Annotated in this window: 18 protein-coding genes; 9 read left to right on the plus strand and 9 right to left on the minus strand. The window is 71.2% G+C overall.

The window, feature by feature from the left end:
- The first annotated feature begins 53 nt into the window (after positions 1 to 53).
- Positions 54 to 533, plus strand: coding sequence for a DUF6328 family protein (locus tag BLT36_RS04740; protein ID WP_092094333.1), 480 nt, complete (start codon positions 54 to 56; stop codon positions 531 to 533).
- Here BLT36_RS04740 and BLT36_RS04745 read toward each other — a convergent pair.
- On the minus strand, positions 530 to 1489 hold the full coding sequence (locus tag BLT36_RS04745) for a non-homologous end joining protein Ku (RefSeq protein WP_092092372.1): 960 nt from the start codon (positions 1487 to 1489) through the stop codon (positions 530 to 532). The two genes, BLT36_RS04740 and BLT36_RS04745, sit on opposite strands and share 4 nt — an antisense overlap.
- 105 nt (positions 1490 to 1594) lie before the next feature.
- On the opposite strand from BLT36_RS04745, the gene BLT36_RS04750 reads away from it, so the two are divergent.
- The 6 genes from BLT36_RS04750 (at position 1595) to BLT36_RS04770 (ending at position 6645) form a co-directional block, all read left to right on the plus strand.
- Positions 1595 to 2485: an SDR family oxidoreductase gene (locus BLT36_RS04750; protein WP_092092373.1), complete on the plus strand. Its 891-nt coding sequence runs from the start codon at positions 1595 to 1597 to the stop codon at positions 2483 to 2485.
- The gene (locus BLT36_RS04755; RefSeq protein ID WP_092092375.1) at positions 2482 to 5034 is read left to right on the plus strand and encodes an ATP-dependent DNA ligase; all 2553 of its coding nucleotides are present in this window, start codon (positions 2482 to 2484) and stop codon (positions 5032 to 5034) included. The genes BLT36_RS04750 and BLT36_RS04755 overlap by 4 nt, the downstream gene beginning before the upstream one ends.
- 135 nt (positions 5035 to 5169) lie before the next feature.
- On the plus strand, positions 5170 to 5325 hold the full coding sequence (locus tag BLT36_RS18600; protein WP_175529485.1) for a hypothetical protein: 156 nt from the start codon (positions 5170 to 5172) through the stop codon (positions 5323 to 5325).
- A gap of 218 nt (positions 5326 to 5543) precedes the next feature.
- Positions 5544 to 5753, plus strand: coding sequence for a sigma factor-like helix-turn-helix DNA-binding protein (locus tag BLT36_RS04760; RefSeq protein ID WP_175529486.1), 210 nt, complete (start codon positions 5544 to 5546; stop codon positions 5751 to 5753).
- The gene (locus BLT36_RS04765) at positions 5750 to 6319 is read left to right on the plus strand and encodes a hypothetical protein (RefSeq protein ID WP_139166363.1); all 570 of its coding nucleotides are present in this window, start codon (positions 5750 to 5752) and stop codon (positions 6317 to 6319) included. The genes BLT36_RS04760 and BLT36_RS04765 overlap by 4 nt, the downstream gene beginning before the upstream one ends.
- Positions 6316 to 6645, plus strand: a complete 330-nt coding sequence (locus BLT36_RS04770; RefSeq protein WP_092092381.1) for a hypothetical protein — start codon at positions 6316 to 6318, stop codon at positions 6643 to 6645. Before BLT36_RS04765 ends, BLT36_RS04770 begins: the two co-directional genes overlap by 4 nt.
- A 39-nt stretch (positions 6646 to 6684) precedes the next feature.
- On the opposite strand, the gene BLT36_RS18605 is transcribed toward BLT36_RS04770, so the two are convergent.
- The 6 genes from BLT36_RS18605 to BLT36_RS04795 all read right to left on the minus strand — a co-directional run bounded on the left by BLT36_RS18605 (position 6685) and on the right by BLT36_RS04795 (position 11857).
- On the minus strand, positions 6685 to 6861 hold the full coding sequence (locus BLT36_RS18605) for a hypothetical protein (protein WP_175529487.1): 177 nt from the start codon (positions 6859 to 6861) through the stop codon (positions 6685 to 6687).
- A gap of 10 nt (positions 6862 to 6871) precedes the next feature.
- A complete protein-coding gene (locus BLT36_RS04775; RefSeq protein ID WP_175529488.1) occupies positions 6872 to 7822 on the minus strand; it encodes a sugar phosphate isomerase/epimerase family protein in 951 nt (316 codons plus the stop codon).
- A 162-nt stretch (positions 7823 to 7984) separates the two neighbouring features.
- Positions 7985 to 8674 carry a fumarylacetoacetate hydrolase family protein gene (locus tag BLT36_RS04780; RefSeq protein ID WP_092092385.1) on the minus strand — a complete coding sequence of 230 codons (690 nt, stop codon included), beginning with the start codon at positions 8672 to 8674 and terminating at the stop codon, positions 7985 to 7987.
- Positions 8675 to 8726: 52 nt separating this feature from the next.
- The gene (locus tag BLT36_RS04785) at positions 8727 to 8927 is read right to left on the minus strand and encodes a hypothetical protein (RefSeq protein WP_139166364.1); all 201 of its coding nucleotides are present in this window, start codon (positions 8925 to 8927) and stop codon (positions 8727 to 8729) included.
- Entirely contained in the window at positions 8920 to 9237 is a 318-nt protein-coding gene (locus tag BLT36_RS04790) for a hypothetical protein (RefSeq protein WP_217638260.1), read from the minus strand. The genes BLT36_RS04785 and BLT36_RS04790 overlap by 8 nt, the downstream gene beginning before the upstream one ends.
- 148 nt (positions 9238 to 9385) lie before the next feature.
- The gene (locus BLT36_RS04795; protein ID WP_092092392.1) at positions 9386 to 11857 is read right to left on the minus strand and encodes a phosphoketolase family protein; all 2472 of its coding nucleotides are present in this window, start codon (positions 11855 to 11857) and stop codon (positions 9386 to 9388) included.
- A 231-nt stretch (positions 11858 to 12088) separates the two neighbouring features.
- On the opposite strand from BLT36_RS04795, the gene BLT36_RS04800 reads away from it, so the two are divergent.
- The gene (locus BLT36_RS04800; protein WP_092092394.1) at positions 12089 to 12766 is read left to right on the plus strand and encodes a hypothetical protein; all 678 of its coding nucleotides are present in this window, start codon (positions 12089 to 12091) and stop codon (positions 12764 to 12766) included.
- A 94-nt stretch (positions 12767 to 12860) separates the two neighbouring features.
- On the opposite strand, the gene BLT36_RS04805 is transcribed toward BLT36_RS04800, so the two are convergent.
- On the minus strand, positions 12861 to 13463 hold the full coding sequence (locus BLT36_RS04805; RefSeq protein ID WP_092092396.1) for a DnaJ family domain-containing protein: 603 nt from the start codon (positions 13461 to 13463) through the stop codon (positions 12861 to 12863).
- Between the two features lie 13 nt (positions 13464 to 13476).
- On the minus strand, positions 13477 to 15306 hold the full coding sequence (locus tag BLT36_RS04810) for a glycoside hydrolase family 15 protein (RefSeq protein ID WP_092092398.1): 1830 nt from the start codon (positions 15304 to 15306) through the stop codon (positions 13477 to 13479).
- Positions 15307 to 15840: 534 nt separating this feature from the next.
- On the opposite strand from BLT36_RS04810, the gene BLT36_RS04815 reads away from it, so the two are divergent.
- Positions 15841 to 17007 (plus strand): RtcB family protein, encoded by a 1167-nt coding sequence (locus BLT36_RS04815; protein WP_092092400.1) that lies wholly within the window; start codon positions 15841 to 15843, stop codon positions 17005 to 17007.
- Positions 17008 to 17101: the final 94 nt, after the last annotated feature.

Here is a 17101-nt window from a genome sequence, read left to right on the forward strand (position 1 = left end):
GGCGGTGCCGGACCTCGCCACGCGCCCGGAGGGCGGTGGGTACGTTCGGCTCCATGAGCGAGACGGAACGCGGTCGGCACGAGACCCCGACCGAACGCTGGGACCGGAACTGGTCCGACATCCAGCAGGAGCTGCGCATCGTCCAGACGGGGACGCAGATCCTCGGCGGGTTCCTGCTGACGCTGCCGTTCCAGCAGCGGTTCACGATCCTGACCCCGCTCGAACGGGCGCTCTACCTCGCCCTGGTGGTGCTCGCCGCCGCGGTGACCATCGTCGCCCTCTCCGCGGTGGCCACGCACCGGCTCGTCTTCCGGCAGCGGCAGAAGCACGACCTGGTGCGCGCGGGCAACGTCATCCTGCTGGCCGCCCTGATCGCGAGTGCGCTGCTGTTCTCGGGCACCGTGCTGCTCGTGTTCGACGTGGTGATCGGCGATGTCGGCGGGCTCGTCGGCGGGCTGGTCGTGTTCGTCGGGACGGCGCTGCTGTGGGTGTCGATCCCGCTCGCGCTCCGCCGCAGTCGTCGGGACGGCTAGCTGGCCCGCTTCTTCGCAGCGGGCTTCTTGGCCGGCGCCGTCTTCGCCGGGGCCTTCTTCGCCGGCGCCTTCTTCGCCGGCGCCTTCTTCGCCGGAGCCTTCTTCGGCGCCGGCTCCTCGTCGTCCTCCCGCCCGCTGCTCGAGCCACGCGAGCCGGAGGACCGTGACCGCTTCTTGTCCACCGACGCCCGCAGCGCGGCCATCAGGTCGATGACGTCACCGCCGTCGCCCTCGTCCTCGTCGTCGGCGCGCTCGCCGAAGGTCTTCTCGGTGTCGATGTCGTCGCCGGCCTCGAGCTTCGCGTCGATGAGCTGCTGCAGTTCCTCCTGGTAGGAGTCGGTGTAGCGATCGGGATCGAAGTCGGTGGACATGCTGTCGACGAGCGAGGACGACATCTTCAGCTCGGTGGCGCTGACCTTCACGGAGGCATCGAGCGACGCGAAGTCGGCCGCCCGCACCTCGTCGCCCCACAGCAGCCCCTGCAGCAGGATCACGTCGTCGTTCACGCGGAGCACCCCGAGCCGGGTCTTCTGCCGCAGCGTGAACTGCACGATCGCGAGTCGATCGGTCTTCGCCAGGGTCTCGCGCAGCAGCACGTACGCCTTGGGGGAGCGGGAGTCGGGCTCGAGGTAGTACGACTTCTCGAACATCATCGGGTCGACCTGCTCGACCGGGACGAACTCGAGCACCTCGATCTCGTGCGACTGCTCCTCGGGGAGCTGCTTGAAGTCGTCGGCGGTGAGGACGACCGTCTTGTCGCCGTCGTCGTAGGCGCGCTGGATGTCGGCGTACTCGACCTCGTGGCCGAACTCGCACACGCGCTTGTAGCGGATGCGTCCCTTGTCCTCGTCGTGGACCTGGTGCAGCGACACGTCGTGCGTCTCGGTGGCCGCGTAGACCTTGATCGGGACGTTGACGAGCCCGAACGCGATGGAGCCCTTCCAGATCGACCTCATGCGCTCATGATGCCCGTCCGTGCACAGGAGCGCGCGCAGTCGCGGGTTCTCCACAGATCCGGCTTCGCTGGACCGGCCCGCGGGCGGGACGAGCACGATGGTCCCATGAGCCAGCTCGACAAGCAGGATCCGCGTGACCAGTTCCCGCGGCCGCCGTTCCCCGCGCAGACGCAGCAGGGGTCCGGGCTGGCCGGAGCGATGGACCCGCAGCCCGACCACGGTGAGACCAGCTACCTCGGCACGGGTCGGATGCCCGGGTACCGGGTGCTCGTCACCGGGGCGGACTCGGGCATCGGTCGCGCGGCGGCGATCGCGATGGCGAAGGAAGGCGCGGACGTCGCCCTGAACGCCCTGCCCGAAGAACGCGAGGACCTCGAACAGGTCCGTGACGTCATCGGCGACCTCGGGCGCAAGGCGGTCCTGCTCCCCGGCGACCTCACGGACGAGGCGTTCTGCGACGTCCTGGTGCGCGATGCCGTCAGCGAGCTGGGCGGGCTCGACGCACTGGTCCTGGTCGCCGGGCACCAGCAGGTGCACGAGGACGTCACCCAGCAGTCGACGGAGGACTTCGACCGCACGATGAAGGTGAACCTGTACTCGCTGTTCTGGACGGTCCGGGCCGCGGTGCCGCACATGGCCCCGGGCAGCGCGATCGTGACGACGAGCTCGGTGTCCGCGTACCAACCGCAGGACCGGATGATCGACTACGCGGCGACGAAGGCGGCGATCATCACCTACACGAACGGCCTCGCCCGCCAGCTGGCGTCGAAGGGCATCCGCGCCAACACGGTCGTCCCGGGTCCGGTGTGGACGCCGCTCCAGCCGATCAGCTACACCGGCGACGAGATCGCCGCCTACGGGCAGGACACCCCGTTCGGCCGGCCGGCGCAACCCGTCGAGCTCGGCGGCGCCTACGTCTACCTGGCCGGGCCGGAGTCGTCCTACACGTCGGGCACGACGCTGACGGTGGCGGGAGCGACCGGGGTCGCGCTGTGAGTCCCGCGTCCCGCAAGACGGTCGTCCTGGTGGGCGACCGGCGCTTGGCGCTGACGAACACGGACAAGGTCCTCTACCCCGAGACCGGCACGACCAAGGGTCGCGTGATCGAGTACTACGAGCGTGTCGCGCCGTGGATGATCCCGCACGTGAAGGACCGTCCGGTGACCCGGAAGCGCTGGGCGAACGGCGTCGAGGGCAAGGTCTTCTTCGAGAAGAACCTGCCGGACTCCGCCCCCGACTGGGTGCGGCACCACACGATCCACCACTCGGACCACGACAGTGAGTACCCCATCGTCGACGACCTGCCGACGCTGGTGTGGATGGCGCAGCAGGCCGCGCTCGAGTTGCACGTGCCGCAGTGGCGGTTCGGTCCGCGTGGCGCGCAGCAGAAACCGGACCGGCTCGTGCTCGACCTCGACCCCGGCGAGGGCGTGGGCTTGCCGGAGTGCGTCGAGGTGGCGCTCGCCGCGCGCGAGGTCCTGCACGGGATGGGGCTCGACCCCTACCCGGTGACGTCCGGCTCGAAGGGCATCCACCTGTACGCGGCGCTCGACGGGCGGGCGACGACGGCGCAGGTGTCCGACGTGGCGCACGAACTGGCGAAGGCGCTCGAGGCGGACATGCCCGACCTCGTGCTCTCGTCGATGAGCCGTGCCGAGCGGACGGGGAAGGTCTTCGTCGACTGGTCGCAGAACAACGGCAACAAGACGACGATCGCCCCGTACTCGCTGCGCGGTCGTGAGCGGCCGACGGTGGCGGCGCCGCGCACCTGGAAGGAGCTCGACGAGCGTGGGCTCGCCCAGCTCACGTTGGACGAGGTGCTCGAACGCCTGGAGGCCCGTGGGGACTTCCTGCACCCGGTCGCGTCCGCCTCGCTCTCGGTGGGGCGCGACGACCACGGTCACTGGGACAGTGACCGGACCCAGCGGGCGAACGACGCCGAGCAGCCGGGTCGCGACCGTCTCGCCGCGTACCGCGCCAAGCGCGATCCGTCGAAGACGCCGGAGCCCGTCCCCGCGGAAGCGCCGACGGTCCGGAAGGACCGCACCCCGACGTTCGTCATCCAGGAGCACCACGCCACCCGCGACCACTACGACTTCCGGCTCGAGCACGAGGGTGTGCTGGTGAGCTGGGCGCTGCCGAAGGGCGAACCGACGGACCCGGGCAAGAACCACCTGGCGGTCCAGACCGAGGACCACCCGCTCGAGTACGGCGCGTTCGAGGGCGGCATCCCGAAGGACGAGTACGGCGGCGGCACGGTGACGATCTGGGACGACGGAACCTACGAGCTCGAGAAGTGGCGCGACGGCGAAGAGGTCATCGTCACCCTGCACGGTCGGACGGGCGGCGCTCGCCGACTCGCGCTCCTGCACACCCGCGGTCGTGGCCGTGGCCGCGAGGGTGACGAGAAGAACTGGCTCATCCACCGCACCAAGGACCAGCCGGACCGCCTGGCGGACGGCGGCGACGGGGCGGGGGCGAGCCGTGCCTCCCGTCCGTCGACCACACGACACGACGCTCCGCACCGTGACCGGAAGCAGGACGACGGGCAGCACCGCATCGACGGTGCCGCTGCGGCGGACACAGCCCCCGCGGACCGTCGGACCATGCAGGCGTCGCTCGCGAAGGGCGAGCCCGCGCTGGACCCCGCGACCTGGGCGTTCGAGATGAAGTGGGACGGCATCCGTGCCCTGGCGACCGTGCGCGACGGCACGGTGACCCTGCGCAGCCGCAACGACAACGACCTGACCGACCAGTACCCGGAGCTGCAGGACCTCGGCGAGCGAGCCGGCGTCGACGGAGTGTTCGACGGTGAGATCGTGGCGCTCGACGATCGCGGTCGGCCCTCGTTCCAGCTGCTGCAGAACCGGATGGGACTGACGAAGAAGCGCGAGGTCGAGGCCGCTCGGGCAACGACGCCCGTCCGCTTCCTGCTCTTCGACGTGCTCGAGGCGGACGGGCACGAGCTGACCCGCCTCGGCTACGACGCCCGGCGACAGGCGCTCGAGACCGTCATCGATCCCGGCGGTGCGATCGACGTCCCGTCCGCGTACCAGGGTGACCTGGCCCGTGCCGTGGCGGACTCCGCTGCGCAGGGCCTCGAGGGGGTCGTCGCGAAGAAGCGGTCGTCGAAGTACGCCGAGGGCCGACGCTCCGAAGCCTGGTTGAAGCTCAAGCACCACGCCACGCAAGAGGTCGTGATCGGCGGCTGGAAGCCCGGCAGCGGGCGGCGAGCAGGCGGGGTCGGTTCCCTCCTGCTCGGAGTCCCGGGGCCCGACGGGCTCGAGTACATCGGCAAGGTCGGCACCGGCTTCCGCGACCGCGACCTCGACGAGATCGGGTCGGTGCTCGCTGCGCTCGAGCGGAAGACGTCACCGTTCGTCGACGTCCCACGCGCCGACGCCCGCGACGCGCACTGGGTGACGCCGAAGCGGGTGGGCGAGGTCGAGTTCGCCGAGTGGACCTCCGACGGACGGCTCCGGCAGCCGTCCTGGCGGGGCTGGCGGGTGGACAAGGACTCGGGCGACGTCGTCCGTGAGACGTGAGCATGCGTCCGCATGGGGTCAGCCCGGGGCGAACTTCCGTCCCCCGTTCGGCCTGCCACCGGGGGACGTTTGAGCGTCGGTCCTGTGTGATCGCCGCACGCGCTGTTACGTTCGCCGGGACGAAAGGGCGCGACCATGAGCGTGAGCAAGTACCTGCCCCCGTTCACCGCGGAGGAACGAGTCTCGGTCTCGGGGGACCGACCAGTCTGGGCCCCCATCGCCGCGGCCTCCGGGGTCGCGGAGCCCGAGGCCACCTACGCGGACTTCCTCGGTGACGAGGTCGACGACTAGGACCGAGCGAAGACGACCCGTGCGCCGGATCAGGGAACGCACGGGCCGCCGTCGAGGCGCCGCGACCGGTCGTTCAGGGATGACCGGCCGCGACGCGTTGAGCACCAGCCGCGGCGGACGTGACTGGTGGGTCCGATCAGAAGACGTACCGAGCGCACGGTTCGTCACGCCCGCACCCGAGATTCCCCGAGGAGCCGACCCTGAGCGACCCTGACGAGGTGGTCACCGCTCGGCTGCAGGTCCAGGAACTCGCGCGTATCGTGCAGGCACTCCCGGACGCGCCGCGTGCGGTGTGGGTGATGCGGGAGATCGGTGGTGCGTCCTACGCCGAGATCGCCGAGGCGACGGGGATGCCACAGGCGACGGTCCGAGGGGTCCTCGCACGGGCACGGCGTCGTGTCCTCGAGCAGATGGAGGGGTGGCGATGACCGACGACGACGAACGGTTCGGCGCCTTCACCCTCGAGGAGCTCTCCGACTACCTCGACGACGGACGCACACCGGTCAGACCGGACATCGAGGGCGACCCCGAGGCGATGGCGGCGCTCGAGCGACTCGGTGCGCTGCGCACCGCATCGCTCGACCTGTTCGACGCCGAGGCCGAAGCCGCCGGCGCCGACGGATCGTGGATCACCGGCGTCCTCACGTCGATCCGGACCACCGCGCACGCGGGCCGCGACATCCCGGTGCCGGACGACGACCCCGCGTCGACCCTGGTCGTGACCGAGGGTGCGCTGCGCGGACTCGTGCGGGCACTCGGTGACGAGGTCCCCGGGCTCGTCGTCCGGCGGACCCGGTTCACCGGTGACGTCGCGGTGCCCGGCGGGCCGGTGGACGTCGAGGTCTCGGTCGCGGTGGCGGCGGACGGGTCCGTGCACGACCGGGCGGAGGCGCTCCAGGCACTCCTCGCGACCGCGTTCCTGGCTCATGCGCCGTTCACGACCCGGTCGATCACCGTCCGCGTCGCCGACGTCATCGAAGGAGGCCCGGCATGATCCCGGACACCCGGAGGGTCTCGCGCGAGCTGACCGAGGTGGTGCTCGCCGTGCCGGGCGTCCGGACGGTGCTGCCCCCCGGGCCGGGGCTCGCCACGCTCGTGCGGGACGTCCGCTCGGTGCTCGACCTGCCGCGGGACGGCGGGGCGGTGCTCGTGCAGGAGCGTCCCGACGGGGCACGGGTCCGTGTGGTCGTGACGACCGACCGGGGGTTCCCGACGATCGCGGTCGTCCGAGCGGTGCGCGACGCGGTCGTCACGGCAGCGAGCGCGCTGCTCGGGCAGGCGCCGGTGGACGTCACCGTCCGGGTCGTCGAGATCGACTGACGCCGGTGCCGGTGCCGGTACCGGCGCCTTCGGCTCGGGTCAGGGGGCGGGCGCCGGGCCGTCGGCCGGCTCGGAGTCGCCGGCGACCGGGAGGTCCTCGTCGATGAGCTCGTCCTCTTCCGGCTCGACCACGTCGGCCGCTGCGGCCTTCGCCTCGTCGATGGACTCCTGGGAACGGCGGAGGAGGTCGTCGTCGTGTGCTGGCTGGTCGGTCATGGCGCCGAGGCTACGCGGGCGTCCCTGTGTCGGCGTCCCGGCGCGGCAGGGGCGTGTGTGGTTCGAAGTCGACGGCGGAGGTCGGCGCCGGAGTGGTCGGCATCGCCGGGGCAGCGGGCGTCCCGAAGGCGTCGGCAGCGTCCAGCACGGCTCGGGTCGCGGCCGCCGCGGTGCGGAGTGCGTCCCCGAGCGGCATCGCCCGGTGCGCAGCCGTCCGGACCTCGACACCCCACGGCTCGTCGTACCCGAGGTCCCGCACGGTGCGGATGAGCCCGGGGAGGTCCCAGGCGCCGGCGCCCGGGAGGTGGCGGGCCTCGCGGGACTCCTCGGCCAGCGTCATGCCCGCGGGTGTGTGCAGCACGCCGTCGCTCAACTCCACCGCGGCGAGCGTCATCGGTGCGACGCCCTCCCGGATCGAGGCGAGTGTCGAGCCCCCGCGGAGTGCGTGCATCGCGTCGAGGAGCAGGCCGCCGTTCGGATGCCCGGCCGCGGCCACGAACCGCGAGGCTCGTTCGACCGTCGGCAGGTTCGACCACGGTTCCGGCTCGAGGACGAGCTGTGCGCCGACCTTCGCGGCCTGACCGGCGAGGTCGATCCAGTCGTCGACCATCGCGGCGGGCGAGATCCCCGGAAGCGTGGTGTCCGCGCGGACGACGACCTGCCACGCGCCGAGCATGACGCCCGCCTCGAGCACGACGCCGCGGTCGGCCTCCTGCTCCTCGGTGCGCGCGGAGCACGTCCACCAGCGTTCGAGCGGCCCGAGCTGGACCCAGACGATGCCGGCGCCGTCGAGCACGCGGCGGAGTTCGGCGAAGCCGATGGTCGCCCGGACCTCGTGGAGGTCCCCGAGCGTGAGCGAGAGTCCTGCGAAGCCGGCGGCCCCGACGGCACGGATGCGCGCGTCGATGGGGTCGCTCCCGGCCCACGTCCAGGACGTCGCGAGCAGGTCGTGTTCCTGCACGGCGTCACCTCCGTTGTCCGGACACGGCCGACCGCCCCGTCGCGATCCGCGTGTCCCGTGTGTGGAGACGCTGCAGACCCCTCCGCAGCGTCGACACATTGCTACTCGCGGCGGCTGCGAGCCCTCCCAGGCCGCGGACACACTGGTGAAACGCCCTCCGGGTCAGACGACCCGGGTGCGCACCGACCCCACTCCCGCGATCGAGCCGTCGAGGACGTCGCCGCGCTCGAGCACGCCGACGCCGTCCGGTGTACCGGTCATCAGGAGGTCACCCGGCGCGAGGGCCACGAAGCGGGACAGTTCTGCGATCGTCTCCGCCACCGACCAGATCTGGTCCCCCAGGTCACCCGACTGCCGGAGCTCGCCGTTCACACGCAGGTCGATCGCGCCCGAGGTCGGGTCGACGCCTGCGGCGGGGACGATCGCGCCGACCGGGGCCGAGGCGTCGAAGCCCTTTGCCGTGTCCCACGGTCGGCCCAGCCGCTTCGCCTCGGCCTGGAGGTCGCGCCGCGTCAGGTCGATCCCCACGGCGTAGCCCCACACGTGCGCGAGGGCGTCGTCGGGGTGGATGTCGGCTCCACCGGTGCCGATCGCCACGACGAGTTCGACCTCGTGTTCGAGTCGCTCCGTCATCGACGGGTACGGGGTGTCCGCATCGTCCACGACGACCGCGTCGGCCGGCTTCGTGAAGAAGAACGGCGGCTCGCGGTCCGGGTCGTGGCCCATCTCACGCGCGTGCGCCGCGTAGTTCCGGCCGACGCAGAACACCCGGCGGACGGGGAACCGCCCGCCGCCCGCACTCGTGGTCGGGACGGTCGGGGTGCTCGGGGCGGGGATCACGAGGTCGCTCACCCGTCCAGCGTGGCACGACCCGGACCCGTCAGTCGGCGACGGAGCCCGGTAGTCAGTCCGCGAACGACGCCTCGTACCGGAGCTTCCGTGCCCGGGCGCGCTCCTGCCGTTCCCGCCACTCGATCCGCATCTGCTCGAGCTCTGCCTGCGCACCCTGGGCGCGGAGGATCGGCCCGTAGTGCTCGCTCGCGAGCAGCGCGGGCGTCGTCAGCTCCCGCCGATCGAGCCGTCGCTTGAAGGTGCGGTCACTCATGTCGGAGATCATCTCGGTTCCCTTCGTCCGGCCGGTGGTCCGCGGCCGCTCGCCGCGTGTCGTGTTCCTCCAGCGCGTGGAGGACCCATGTGTCGTCGTCGGTCGTCCAGCGACGCGTCGTGAGCGCGCTGGCCATGATCATCGCGGCGTCCTGTTGGTCCTCGTCCTGCGAGGTCGCCCGCTCGGCGACCCACGACCAACGGTTCCACCACTGGTCCCGATGCGCCAAGAACTCTGTATTCCGCCGCCCCGCCCGCCCGTCCGCGACGCTGACGACGAGCGCCGCGACCGCGACGAACGCGCCGGCCACGGACACGAGTGCGCTGACGATCCCGATGTCCATGTTCGACACCCTGACGCGACAGGACCGGCCACGCTGCGGGCGTGACCGGTCCTGTGGAGGGCGATCCGTGCCTCCAGGCCTGGTGAGGAAGAAGGCGGAGGAAGCCTGCGCGACGTCAGTTGCCGGGCGCAGCACCCTCGGTCTCGCCCGCACCCGGGTCCCCACCGGTGCCGCTCGATGCCGGCTCGTCCTGCGGCCAGCCCGCGAACTCCCACCCACCGAGCGACGGGTGGTCCTCACCCTTCGTGTACGCGAACGTCCGAGCCGCATCCCGGGCGTCGGTCAGCTTCCCGAGCAGCTCCTCGTGTGCACCGGCGTCGACCCGTGTCAGCGCGTCGTGTGCCAGCGCGAACCGGTCCATGTCGTTCCGCATCAGCATGTCGAACGGCGACGTCGTCGTGCCCTGCTCGAGGAAGCCGTGCACGTGCAGGTCGTCGTGGCCGTGCCGGCGGTAGGTGAGCTGGTGCACGAGCGACGGGTACCCGTGGAAGGCGAACACCGCCGGGGTGCCGGGCAGGAAGAGCTCGTCGTAGCGCTCGTCGGGGATCGGGTGCTCGTGCTTCCGGGGGTCGCCGAGTGCGAGCAGGTCGACCACGTTCACGACCCGGACGCCGACCCCGGGGGCGTGCTTCCGGATGATGTCCGCTGCGGCGACGGTCTCGACGGTCGGGACGTCGCCGGCGCAGACGAGGACGACGTCGGTCCGGCCGACGGACTCCTCGGTGCCGGCCCAGCCCCAGACCCCGGCACCCGCGTCGGCGTGCGCGACGGCGTCCTCCAGCGAGAGGAACACCGGCTCGGGGTGCTTGCCGGCGACGATCACCTCGATCCGGTCCGTCGTCTCCATGGCGTGCGCCGCGACCGCGAGCAGCGTGTTCGCGTCCGCCGGGAGCTTGATGCGGACGAGGTCCTGCTGCTTCGAGGCGACGACGTCGAGGAAACCGGGGTCCTGGTGCGAGAAGCCGTTGTGGTCCTGCCGCCACACGTGCGAGGACAGCAGGATCGACAGGTTCGACACCGGGGCTCGCCAGTCGATGTCCGTCGAGGACTCCAGCCACTTGGCGTACTGCCCGACCATCGAGTCGATGATGTGCGCGAACGCCTCGTAGGTGTTGAGCACCCCGTGCCGGCCGCTCAGCACGTAGCCCTCGAGCATCCCCTCGAGCAGGTGCTCGGACAGGACCTCGGTCACCCGGCCCCGGGCACCGAGGTGTTCGTCGCCGGGGCCGCGCTGCGCGCGCCACACGCGGGAGGTGACGTCGAACACCGCGTCGAGCTTGTTCGACACGGTCTCGTCCGGGCCGAACAGCCGGAACGTGGACCGGTTCCGTTCGATGAGGGCTGCGAGCCACGGCCCGAGGGTCCCGGTGGCGCTGGCGGTCTCACCCACGGGGGCGGCGAAGTCCTCGAGCGCGGGCCGGTCGAGGGCGGTCCGGATCCGACCACCGTTCGCGTGGGGCGTCGCGCTCATCCGGAGTTCTCCGGACGGCCGGATCGAGGTGAGCAGACCGATCGGCCGCCCGTCCTCGTCGAAGAGCTCCTCCGGACGGTAGGAGCGCATCCACTCCTCGAGCTGCCGTCGGTGCTCGTCGTTCTCGCGGACCGCGGGCAGCGGGACCTGGTGTGCACGGAAGGTGCCCTCGACCTGTTCGCCGTCGACCACCTTCGGGCCGGTCCAGCCCTTCGGGGTGCGGAGGACGATCATCGGCCAGCGGGGGCGGAGGTCGGCGGCGCCCGCGGGCTGTCCGGCGGCGGCGCGCTGCGCCTGCGCACGCGCGGCGGCTTGGATGTCGTCGATGGTCGCCATCGCCCGGCGGAGTGCCCCGTCGAACAGGGCGTGCACGGCGAACGGGTCGTGGTCCACCCGGGCGGAGTCGACGACGATCGGCTCGTAGCCGAGGCCGCGGAAGTACGCGGTGAGGTCCTCGTCCGGGATCCGGGCGAGGATCGTCGGGTTCGCGATCTTCCACCCGTTGAGGTTGAGGATCGGCAGGACGGCGCCGTCCGACACCGGGTCGAGGAACGTGTGCGCCTGCCACGACGCCGCGAGCGGCCCGGTCTCGGCCTCGCCGTCACCGACGACGCACGCGACGACCAGGTCGGGGTTGTCGAGCGCCGCCCCGTACGCGTGCGCGAGGGAGTAGCCGAGCTCGCCGCCCTCGTTGATGGACCCGGGGGTCTCCGGCGCCGCGTGCGAGGGGATGCCGCCGGGGAACGAGAACTGGCGGAAGAAGGCCTGCAGCCCTGCCGGGTCCGGGGTGATCTCGGGGTAGAGCTCGCCCCAGGTGCCCTCGAGCCAGGCGTTCGCGTTCATCGCGGGACCGCCGTGTCCGGGACCGCAGATGTAGAGCAGCTGGCGGTCCGTCTCGGCGATGAGCGCGTTGCAGTGCGCGTAGACGAGGTTGAGCGCCGGCGAGGTGCCCCAGTGCCCGAGCAGCCGGGGCTTCACGTCGTCGGGGCTGATGGGGCGCTCGAGCAGCGGGTTGTCGAGCAGGTAGATCTGCCCGACGGTGAGGTAGTTCGCGGCGCGCCACCAGGCGTCGATCGCGCGGATCCGGTCGGTGCTCGAGACGTGTGCGGGGGACATGCCCCCACGCTACGGAGCACCGGCCCGGGGGAACCCAGGAACACGGTCGGCCACCGCCGGAAAAAACTTCTCGCGGAGTTCCAAACCGTTTGGGAGGGGGTGCCGAATGAGATGCACAAGGGCAAACGCCCAGGGCGCTCTCCGGTCGAAGTCGGCCGGTAATCAGCGTACGCACAGAGCGTATTCAGGCCACCGGCCGGAACGCCCGTCACAGCAAAGGACTGAAGACCAATGCGCAAGTTCACCAAGACCACGATCACTCTCGCCACGACCGGCGCGCTCGTCCTCGGCGGCGCAGCGTTCGGTGTCTCGGCCGCGCAGGCCGATGGCTCCGTCCACACCGTGTCCTCCAGCTCGACCAAGATCCCCGGCCCCGTCGCCTCGGTCCCCGAGGTCCTCGGCGGCGACACGGCAGTCGCCCTCGACAAGGGCTTCACCGACGCCCTCACCTCGCTGAAGCTGACCCCGGGCGTCTCCGGCAACGCGAAGCTCGCCGACGGCTCGGTCTCCTTCCCGATCACCTCGGGTTCGGTCACCTACTGGTCGCCGGACGGCAAGTACCGCCCGTACGTCCAGGGCCTCCTCAACCACGACGACTCCGGCCTGACGCTCAGCGCCGGCGACACCACCGTCACGCTCGAGAACTTCGTCGTGAACCCGGGCTCCTCGAAGCTCTACGGTGACGTCCTCGTCAACGGCAAGGTCGCGGTCGCCAACGCCTACCTCTTCTCGCTGCACGGTGGCACGCTCAAGCCGCTCCAGCTCGAGGGTGACAACGCCATCCTGACCGGCACCACGGTGCACGTCTCGGCTGACGCCGCGAAGCTCCTCAACAGCACCTTCAAGACCGACGCGGTCAAGGGCGGGCTCCTCGTGGGCACCGCGACCATCACCGCGAAGATCAAGTAAGACCAACGCCAGGGACGGGAACAGCACCACGCGGACGCGTGGTGCTGTTCCTCTTCTGCGTCGCGGATCGGCAGGCCTGGAGGCGCGGATCGCCTCACCGAGTGCGGCGCCACCACCGACGTGGCCGGTCCCCGGACGCCGCTGCCCGTTGGGCCGCGGCGCGTTCGTCCGCCTCGCGCCGCTCCTGCCGGCGCTCCCACCACCGGGCCACCTCGTCGTCGACGTCCCGCAGCGGCGTCACCACGGGCGGTCCGCCGAGCAGCTGCCGGCGGGCCTCCTTCACGCGGGCGTTGAAGTCCTCGAGCACGTCGCGCACGTCCGCCTCGCTGGAGAGGGCGTCGAGGTGCTCGTCGAGGTCGGTGTCCTCTTTCCGGAGGGCCAGGGCGGGCGGCGCGATCCCGGTGATCTCCTCGCGCTCGATCTTCGCCTTGATCCACCAGTCCGGGTCGTGCTGCCCGTCGATCCCGGGCAGGGGCTTGCCGTGGTACGGGTTCCCCTCGAACACCCCGCGGCGCTCGGCCTCCTCGACCTGCGCCCGCGCGTGCGCGGCGACGTCCGCGGCCTTGAGCAGCCGCCGTTCCTCGCGCACCTCGTCGGGGTCGAGGGAGCCGCGTTCGATCTCGCTGTCCACGAGTTGCTGGTACCGGTAGCGGGCGGCCCGTCGCAGCCGGTCCATGCGTGCATCGACGTCGTTCATGACCCTTCCATGATCACTCGCCGGGGTCGGCCTCGCCAGCCATCTCCTCGATCGTCAGCGCAGCCTGGATGAGCGCGAGGTGGGACAGACCCTGCGGGAGGTTCCCCATGAAGGTGCCGTCCTCGCTGATCATCTCGCTGAGCAGTCCGACGTCGTTCCCCTGGTCGACCGCGTCGTCCATCAGCGAGCGGGCGTCGTCCACCCGCCCGACGCAGGCCATCGCGGCGGCGAGCCAGAACGAGCACGCCACGAACGGGGACTCCTCGTCCTCGATGCCGGAGTACCGGTAGACGAGCGGCCCGTGCTGGAGTTCGCGCTGGATCGCCTCGATCGTCGAGGCCATCCGCGGTCCCCGGTCGAAGGACGACATCGCGTGCAGCAGGATCGAGGTGTCGAGCGCGTCGGTGTCCGGGTGCATGACGTAGTGGCCGAGTTCCTCGTTCCAGCCGTGCTCGGCGACCCACTGCTCGATGAGTTCGCGGTTCTCCACCCACTTGTCGCGCGGGCCGTCGATCATGCCGGCGTCGTGCAGCTCGACCGCGGCGTCGAGCGCCTGCCAGCACCCGATCTTGCTCGTCGTGTAGTGGTGCGCTTCCTCGAGCTCCCACATGCCGGAGTCCGGCTCGACCCAGCGGTGGCAGGCGTCGTCCGCCAGGTCCTGCAGCACCTTCGCCGTCTTCCGGTCGAGGATGTTGCCGGCGCTGACGTACTGCCGCATGATCGCGAAGACGTCGCCCCAGACGCCGAGCTGGAGCTGGTCGCCGGCGCGGTTGCCGATGGTGACGGGGCCGATGCCGTTCCAGCCCGGCACGTCACGTTCCTCGACGCCCTCGGTCTTCGAGCCGTCGAGGCCGTAGAAGATCGGCATCGTCTCGTCGTGTTCGGCGATGGTGCGCATCACCCACGACACCGCGGCGTGGGTCTCCTCGCGCAGGCCGAAGCGGGTGAGCGCGTGCACCGTGTAGGCGAGGTCGCGGACCCACGCGAACCGGTAGTCCCAGTTCTTCCCACCGTGCCGGTTCTCCGGCAGGCTCGTCGTCGGTGCGGCGGCGATCGCACCGGTGGGGGAGAAGATGAGCAGCTTCAGCGCGAGGGCGCTGCGCTGGACGGCGTCGGACCAGGGCCCGTCGTACTGGAACTCCTCCGACCACTTCGACCAGTTCGCGATCGTGCGGTCGACCCCCTCGAGGCTGCGCTCCGGGTCGGGCAGGAAGATCGGTTCGTCGTAGGTGCCGACGACCGTCAGGATCGACTTCGACCCGGCGTCCGTCGAGAAGCGTCCGGAGAAGCGGGGCCCGTCGTCGTGCACGGGGTCGAAGCCCTGCTGGACGATCGCGATGGTGACGCCGTCGACGCCGATCACGGTGCCGTTCCCGGTGTCGAGGCGACGGGGTTCCGCCGTGTTCAGGATCGTGCCGGGGACCACCGCCCACTCCATCTCGACCGTCCCGTCGACACCTTCGACGCACCGTCCGATCTCGGCCCACGGCAGGCGACCCGCGACACCGGTGACCATCGCGTCCGTCACGGTCGCCGTCCCGGTCGGGGTGGTCCACGTCGTCACGAGCACGTTCGTTCCCGGGAGGTACTCGCGTGAGACCTCGGCCTCGCCGTCGACCGGTCGGAGCGCGATGTGCCCACCGTGCTCGGCGTCGAGGATGCTCGCGAAGACCGGGGGCGCGTCCATCGACGGGATCGGCAGCCAGTCGATCCGGCCGTCGAGGGCGATGAGCGCGACCGTCCGCCCGTCACCGATCGCGCCGTAGGAACGCAGCGGCACGTAGCCGTCGGTGCGCTCCTCGTTGTCGACCGCGTCGGGGGTGTCTCGGGTGCGCTCCGTCATGCACCCAGACTGCCCCGGACCTGCTCCGAGCCATCAGGCGGACGTACCCCGCTGTGGAGGACGCACCACGAGCCTCCAGGGTGTGGACAACCGGCGACACGCCCGACGTGACTTGTGCACCCCGGGCGTGTCCCACTACTGTCGACCTCCTGCCCACCGGCAGACCGCCCGCCCCGGGCACCTTCGGAAGGACCGCCATGCGCACCGCGCAGTATCGCGAACACCGCGTCGAGCTCCAGCTCGCCGTGCTCGCCGTGCTGCCCGAACAGCGCAGTGAGCAGCAGTCCCTCCGGAACCCCGCGTAGGCACGCGACGTCACCAGACGCCCCGTGCCCACCCGGCCCGGGGCGTTCGTCTCGCTGTCCCTCCTCGTCCGCCACACCGGCGGTGCCCCGCCAGTCGCGCGGAGCCCCGCCACACCGGCGGAGCCCGCCAGTCGCGCGGAGCCCCGCCACCGCGGTGGCCTGGGAGGACAGCCGGCAGCCGCCTCGGACCGTCATCGAAGACCGTCACGAACGAAAGCGAGACGACACCATGGAGAAGATCACCGGCCGGCTGCTGAGCTGGGCCTCGATGCTCGAGGAGAACACGGAGCAGCAGGCCCGCACGACCGCTCGCATGCCGTTCGTGTTCCCGCACCTGGCCCTCATGCCGGACGCCCACCTCGGCCTCGGCGCCACCGTGGGCTCGGTCATCCCGACCCTCGGCGCGATCATGCCGGCGGCCGTCGGCGTGGACATCGGCTGCGGCATGATCGCGGTCCGGACCCAGTTCACGAAGGGCGACCTGCCCACCGACCTGCAGGGGCTGCGCGAGCAGATCGAGCGGGCCATCCCGCTGTCCGCGGGCGCGTCGAACCGGAAGATCGTCGCCACCGCCGAGCCCCGCATCGCGGAGCTCGAGACGATGGCGGAGGCTGCCGGCTTCGACCCCGCGGGCGCGCACGGCGGGTGGCGGAACCAGCTCGGGACGCTCGGGTCCGGCAACCACTTCATCGAGGTCTCCCTCGACGAGCAGGACCGGGTCTGGCTGTTCCTGCACTCCGGGTCACGCGGCGTCGGGAACAAGATCGCCCAGCGGCACATCAGGGTCGCGAAGAAGGCGATGGAGCGGTGGTGGATCGAGCTGCCGGACCCCGACCTGGCGTACCTCGTCGAGGGCACGCCCGAGTTCGACCGGTACATCGCCGAGCTGCGGTGGGCGCAGCACTTCGCGCTCCTCAACCGCGAGGAGATGATGGACCGGGTCGTCCGGCAGCTGCGCGAGGTCATGGACTCCCCCGTCGAGGAGCTCGAGCGGATCAACTGCCACCACAACTTCACGCAGCGCGAGACGCACTGGGGGAAGTCCGTGTGGGTGTCCCGGAAGGGTGCGATCCAGGCGAAGGCGGGGCAGCCCGGCCTGATCCCCGGGTCGATGGGCACCGCGTCGTACGTCGTCGAGGGCCTCGGCAACAAGCCGTCGCTCGAGTCGTCGCCGCACGGTGCCGGGCGGCTGTACTCGCGGTCGGCGGCACGGCGGACGTTCACGCACGACGAGCTCCGGGCGGCCATGGTCGGCATCGAGTACCGCGACACCGACGCGTTCCTCGACGAGATCCCGGCGGCGTACAAGCCGATCGACCAGGTGATGGCGGACGCCGCCGACCTCGTGTCGATCCGGCACACGCTGCGGCAGGTCGTCAACGTGAAGGGTGACTGAGCCGAGTCCACGACCGGACCCGGAGGCACGGGGCACACCCGCCCCGTGCCTCCAGCCCGGCAGACGGCTGGGACTGACGTCCCCTGCCGGACAG

Source organism: Curtobacterium sp. UNCCL20 (assembly GCF_900101675.1).
Taxonomy (GTDB): Bacteria; Actinomycetota; Actinomycetes; order Actinomycetales; family Microbacteriaceae; genus Curtobacterium.

What these genes read in the sequence shown, in the direction of transcription:
- BLT36_RS04740 (WP_092094333.1), top strand. Translation starts at nt 54, where the DNA reads ATGAGCGAGACGGAACGCGGTCGGCACGAGACCCCGACCGAACGCTGG.
- BLT36_RS04745 (WP_092092372.1), bottom strand. Translation starts at nt 1,489, where the DNA reads ATGAGGTCGATCTGGAAGGGCTCCATCGCGTTCGGGCTCGTCAACGTC.
- BLT36_RS04750 (WP_092092373.1), top strand. Translation starts at nt 1,595, where the DNA reads ATGAGCCAGCTCGACAAGCAGGATCCGCGTGACCAGTTCCCGCGGCCG.
- BLT36_RS18600 (WP_175529485.1), top strand. Translation starts at nt 5,170, where the DNA reads ATGAGCGTGAGCAAGTACCTGCCCCCGTTCACCGCGGAGGAACGAGTC.
- BLT36_RS04765 (WP_139166363.1), top strand. Translation starts at nt 5,750, where the DNA reads ATGACCGACGACGACGAACGGTTCGGCGCCTTCACCCTCGAGGAGCTC.
- BLT36_RS04770 (WP_092092381.1), top strand. Translation starts at nt 6,316, where the DNA reads ATGATCCCGGACACCCGGAGGGTCTCGCGCGAGCTGACCGAGGTGGTG.
- BLT36_RS18605 (WP_175529487.1), bottom strand. Translation starts at nt 6,861, where the DNA reads ATGACCGACCAGCCAGCACACGACGACGACCTCCTCCGCCGTTCCCAG.
- BLT36_RS04785 (WP_139166364.1), bottom strand. Translation starts at nt 8,927, where the DNA reads ATGAGTGACCGCACCTTCAAGCGACGGCTCGATCGGCGGGAGCTGACG.
- BLT36_RS04795 (WP_092092392.1), bottom strand. Translation starts at nt 11,857, where the DNA reads ATGTCCCCCGCACACGTCTCGAGCACCGACCGGATCCGCGCGATCGAC.
- BLT36_RS04800 (WP_092092394.1), top strand. Translation starts at nt 12,089, where the DNA reads ATGCGCAAGTTCACCAAGACCACGATCACTCTCGCCACGACCGGCGCG.
- BLT36_RS04805 (WP_092092396.1), bottom strand. Translation starts at nt 13,463, where the DNA reads ATGAACGACGTCGATGCACGCATGGACCGGCTGCGACGGGCCGCCCGC.
- BLT36_RS04810 (WP_092092398.1), bottom strand. Translation starts at nt 15,306, where the DNA reads ATGACGGAGCGCACCCGAGACACCCCCGACGCGGTCGACAACGAGGAG.
- BLT36_RS04815 (WP_092092400.1), top strand. Translation starts at nt 15,841, where the DNA reads ATGGAGAAGATCACCGGCCGGCTGCTGAGCTGGGCCTCGATGCTCGAG.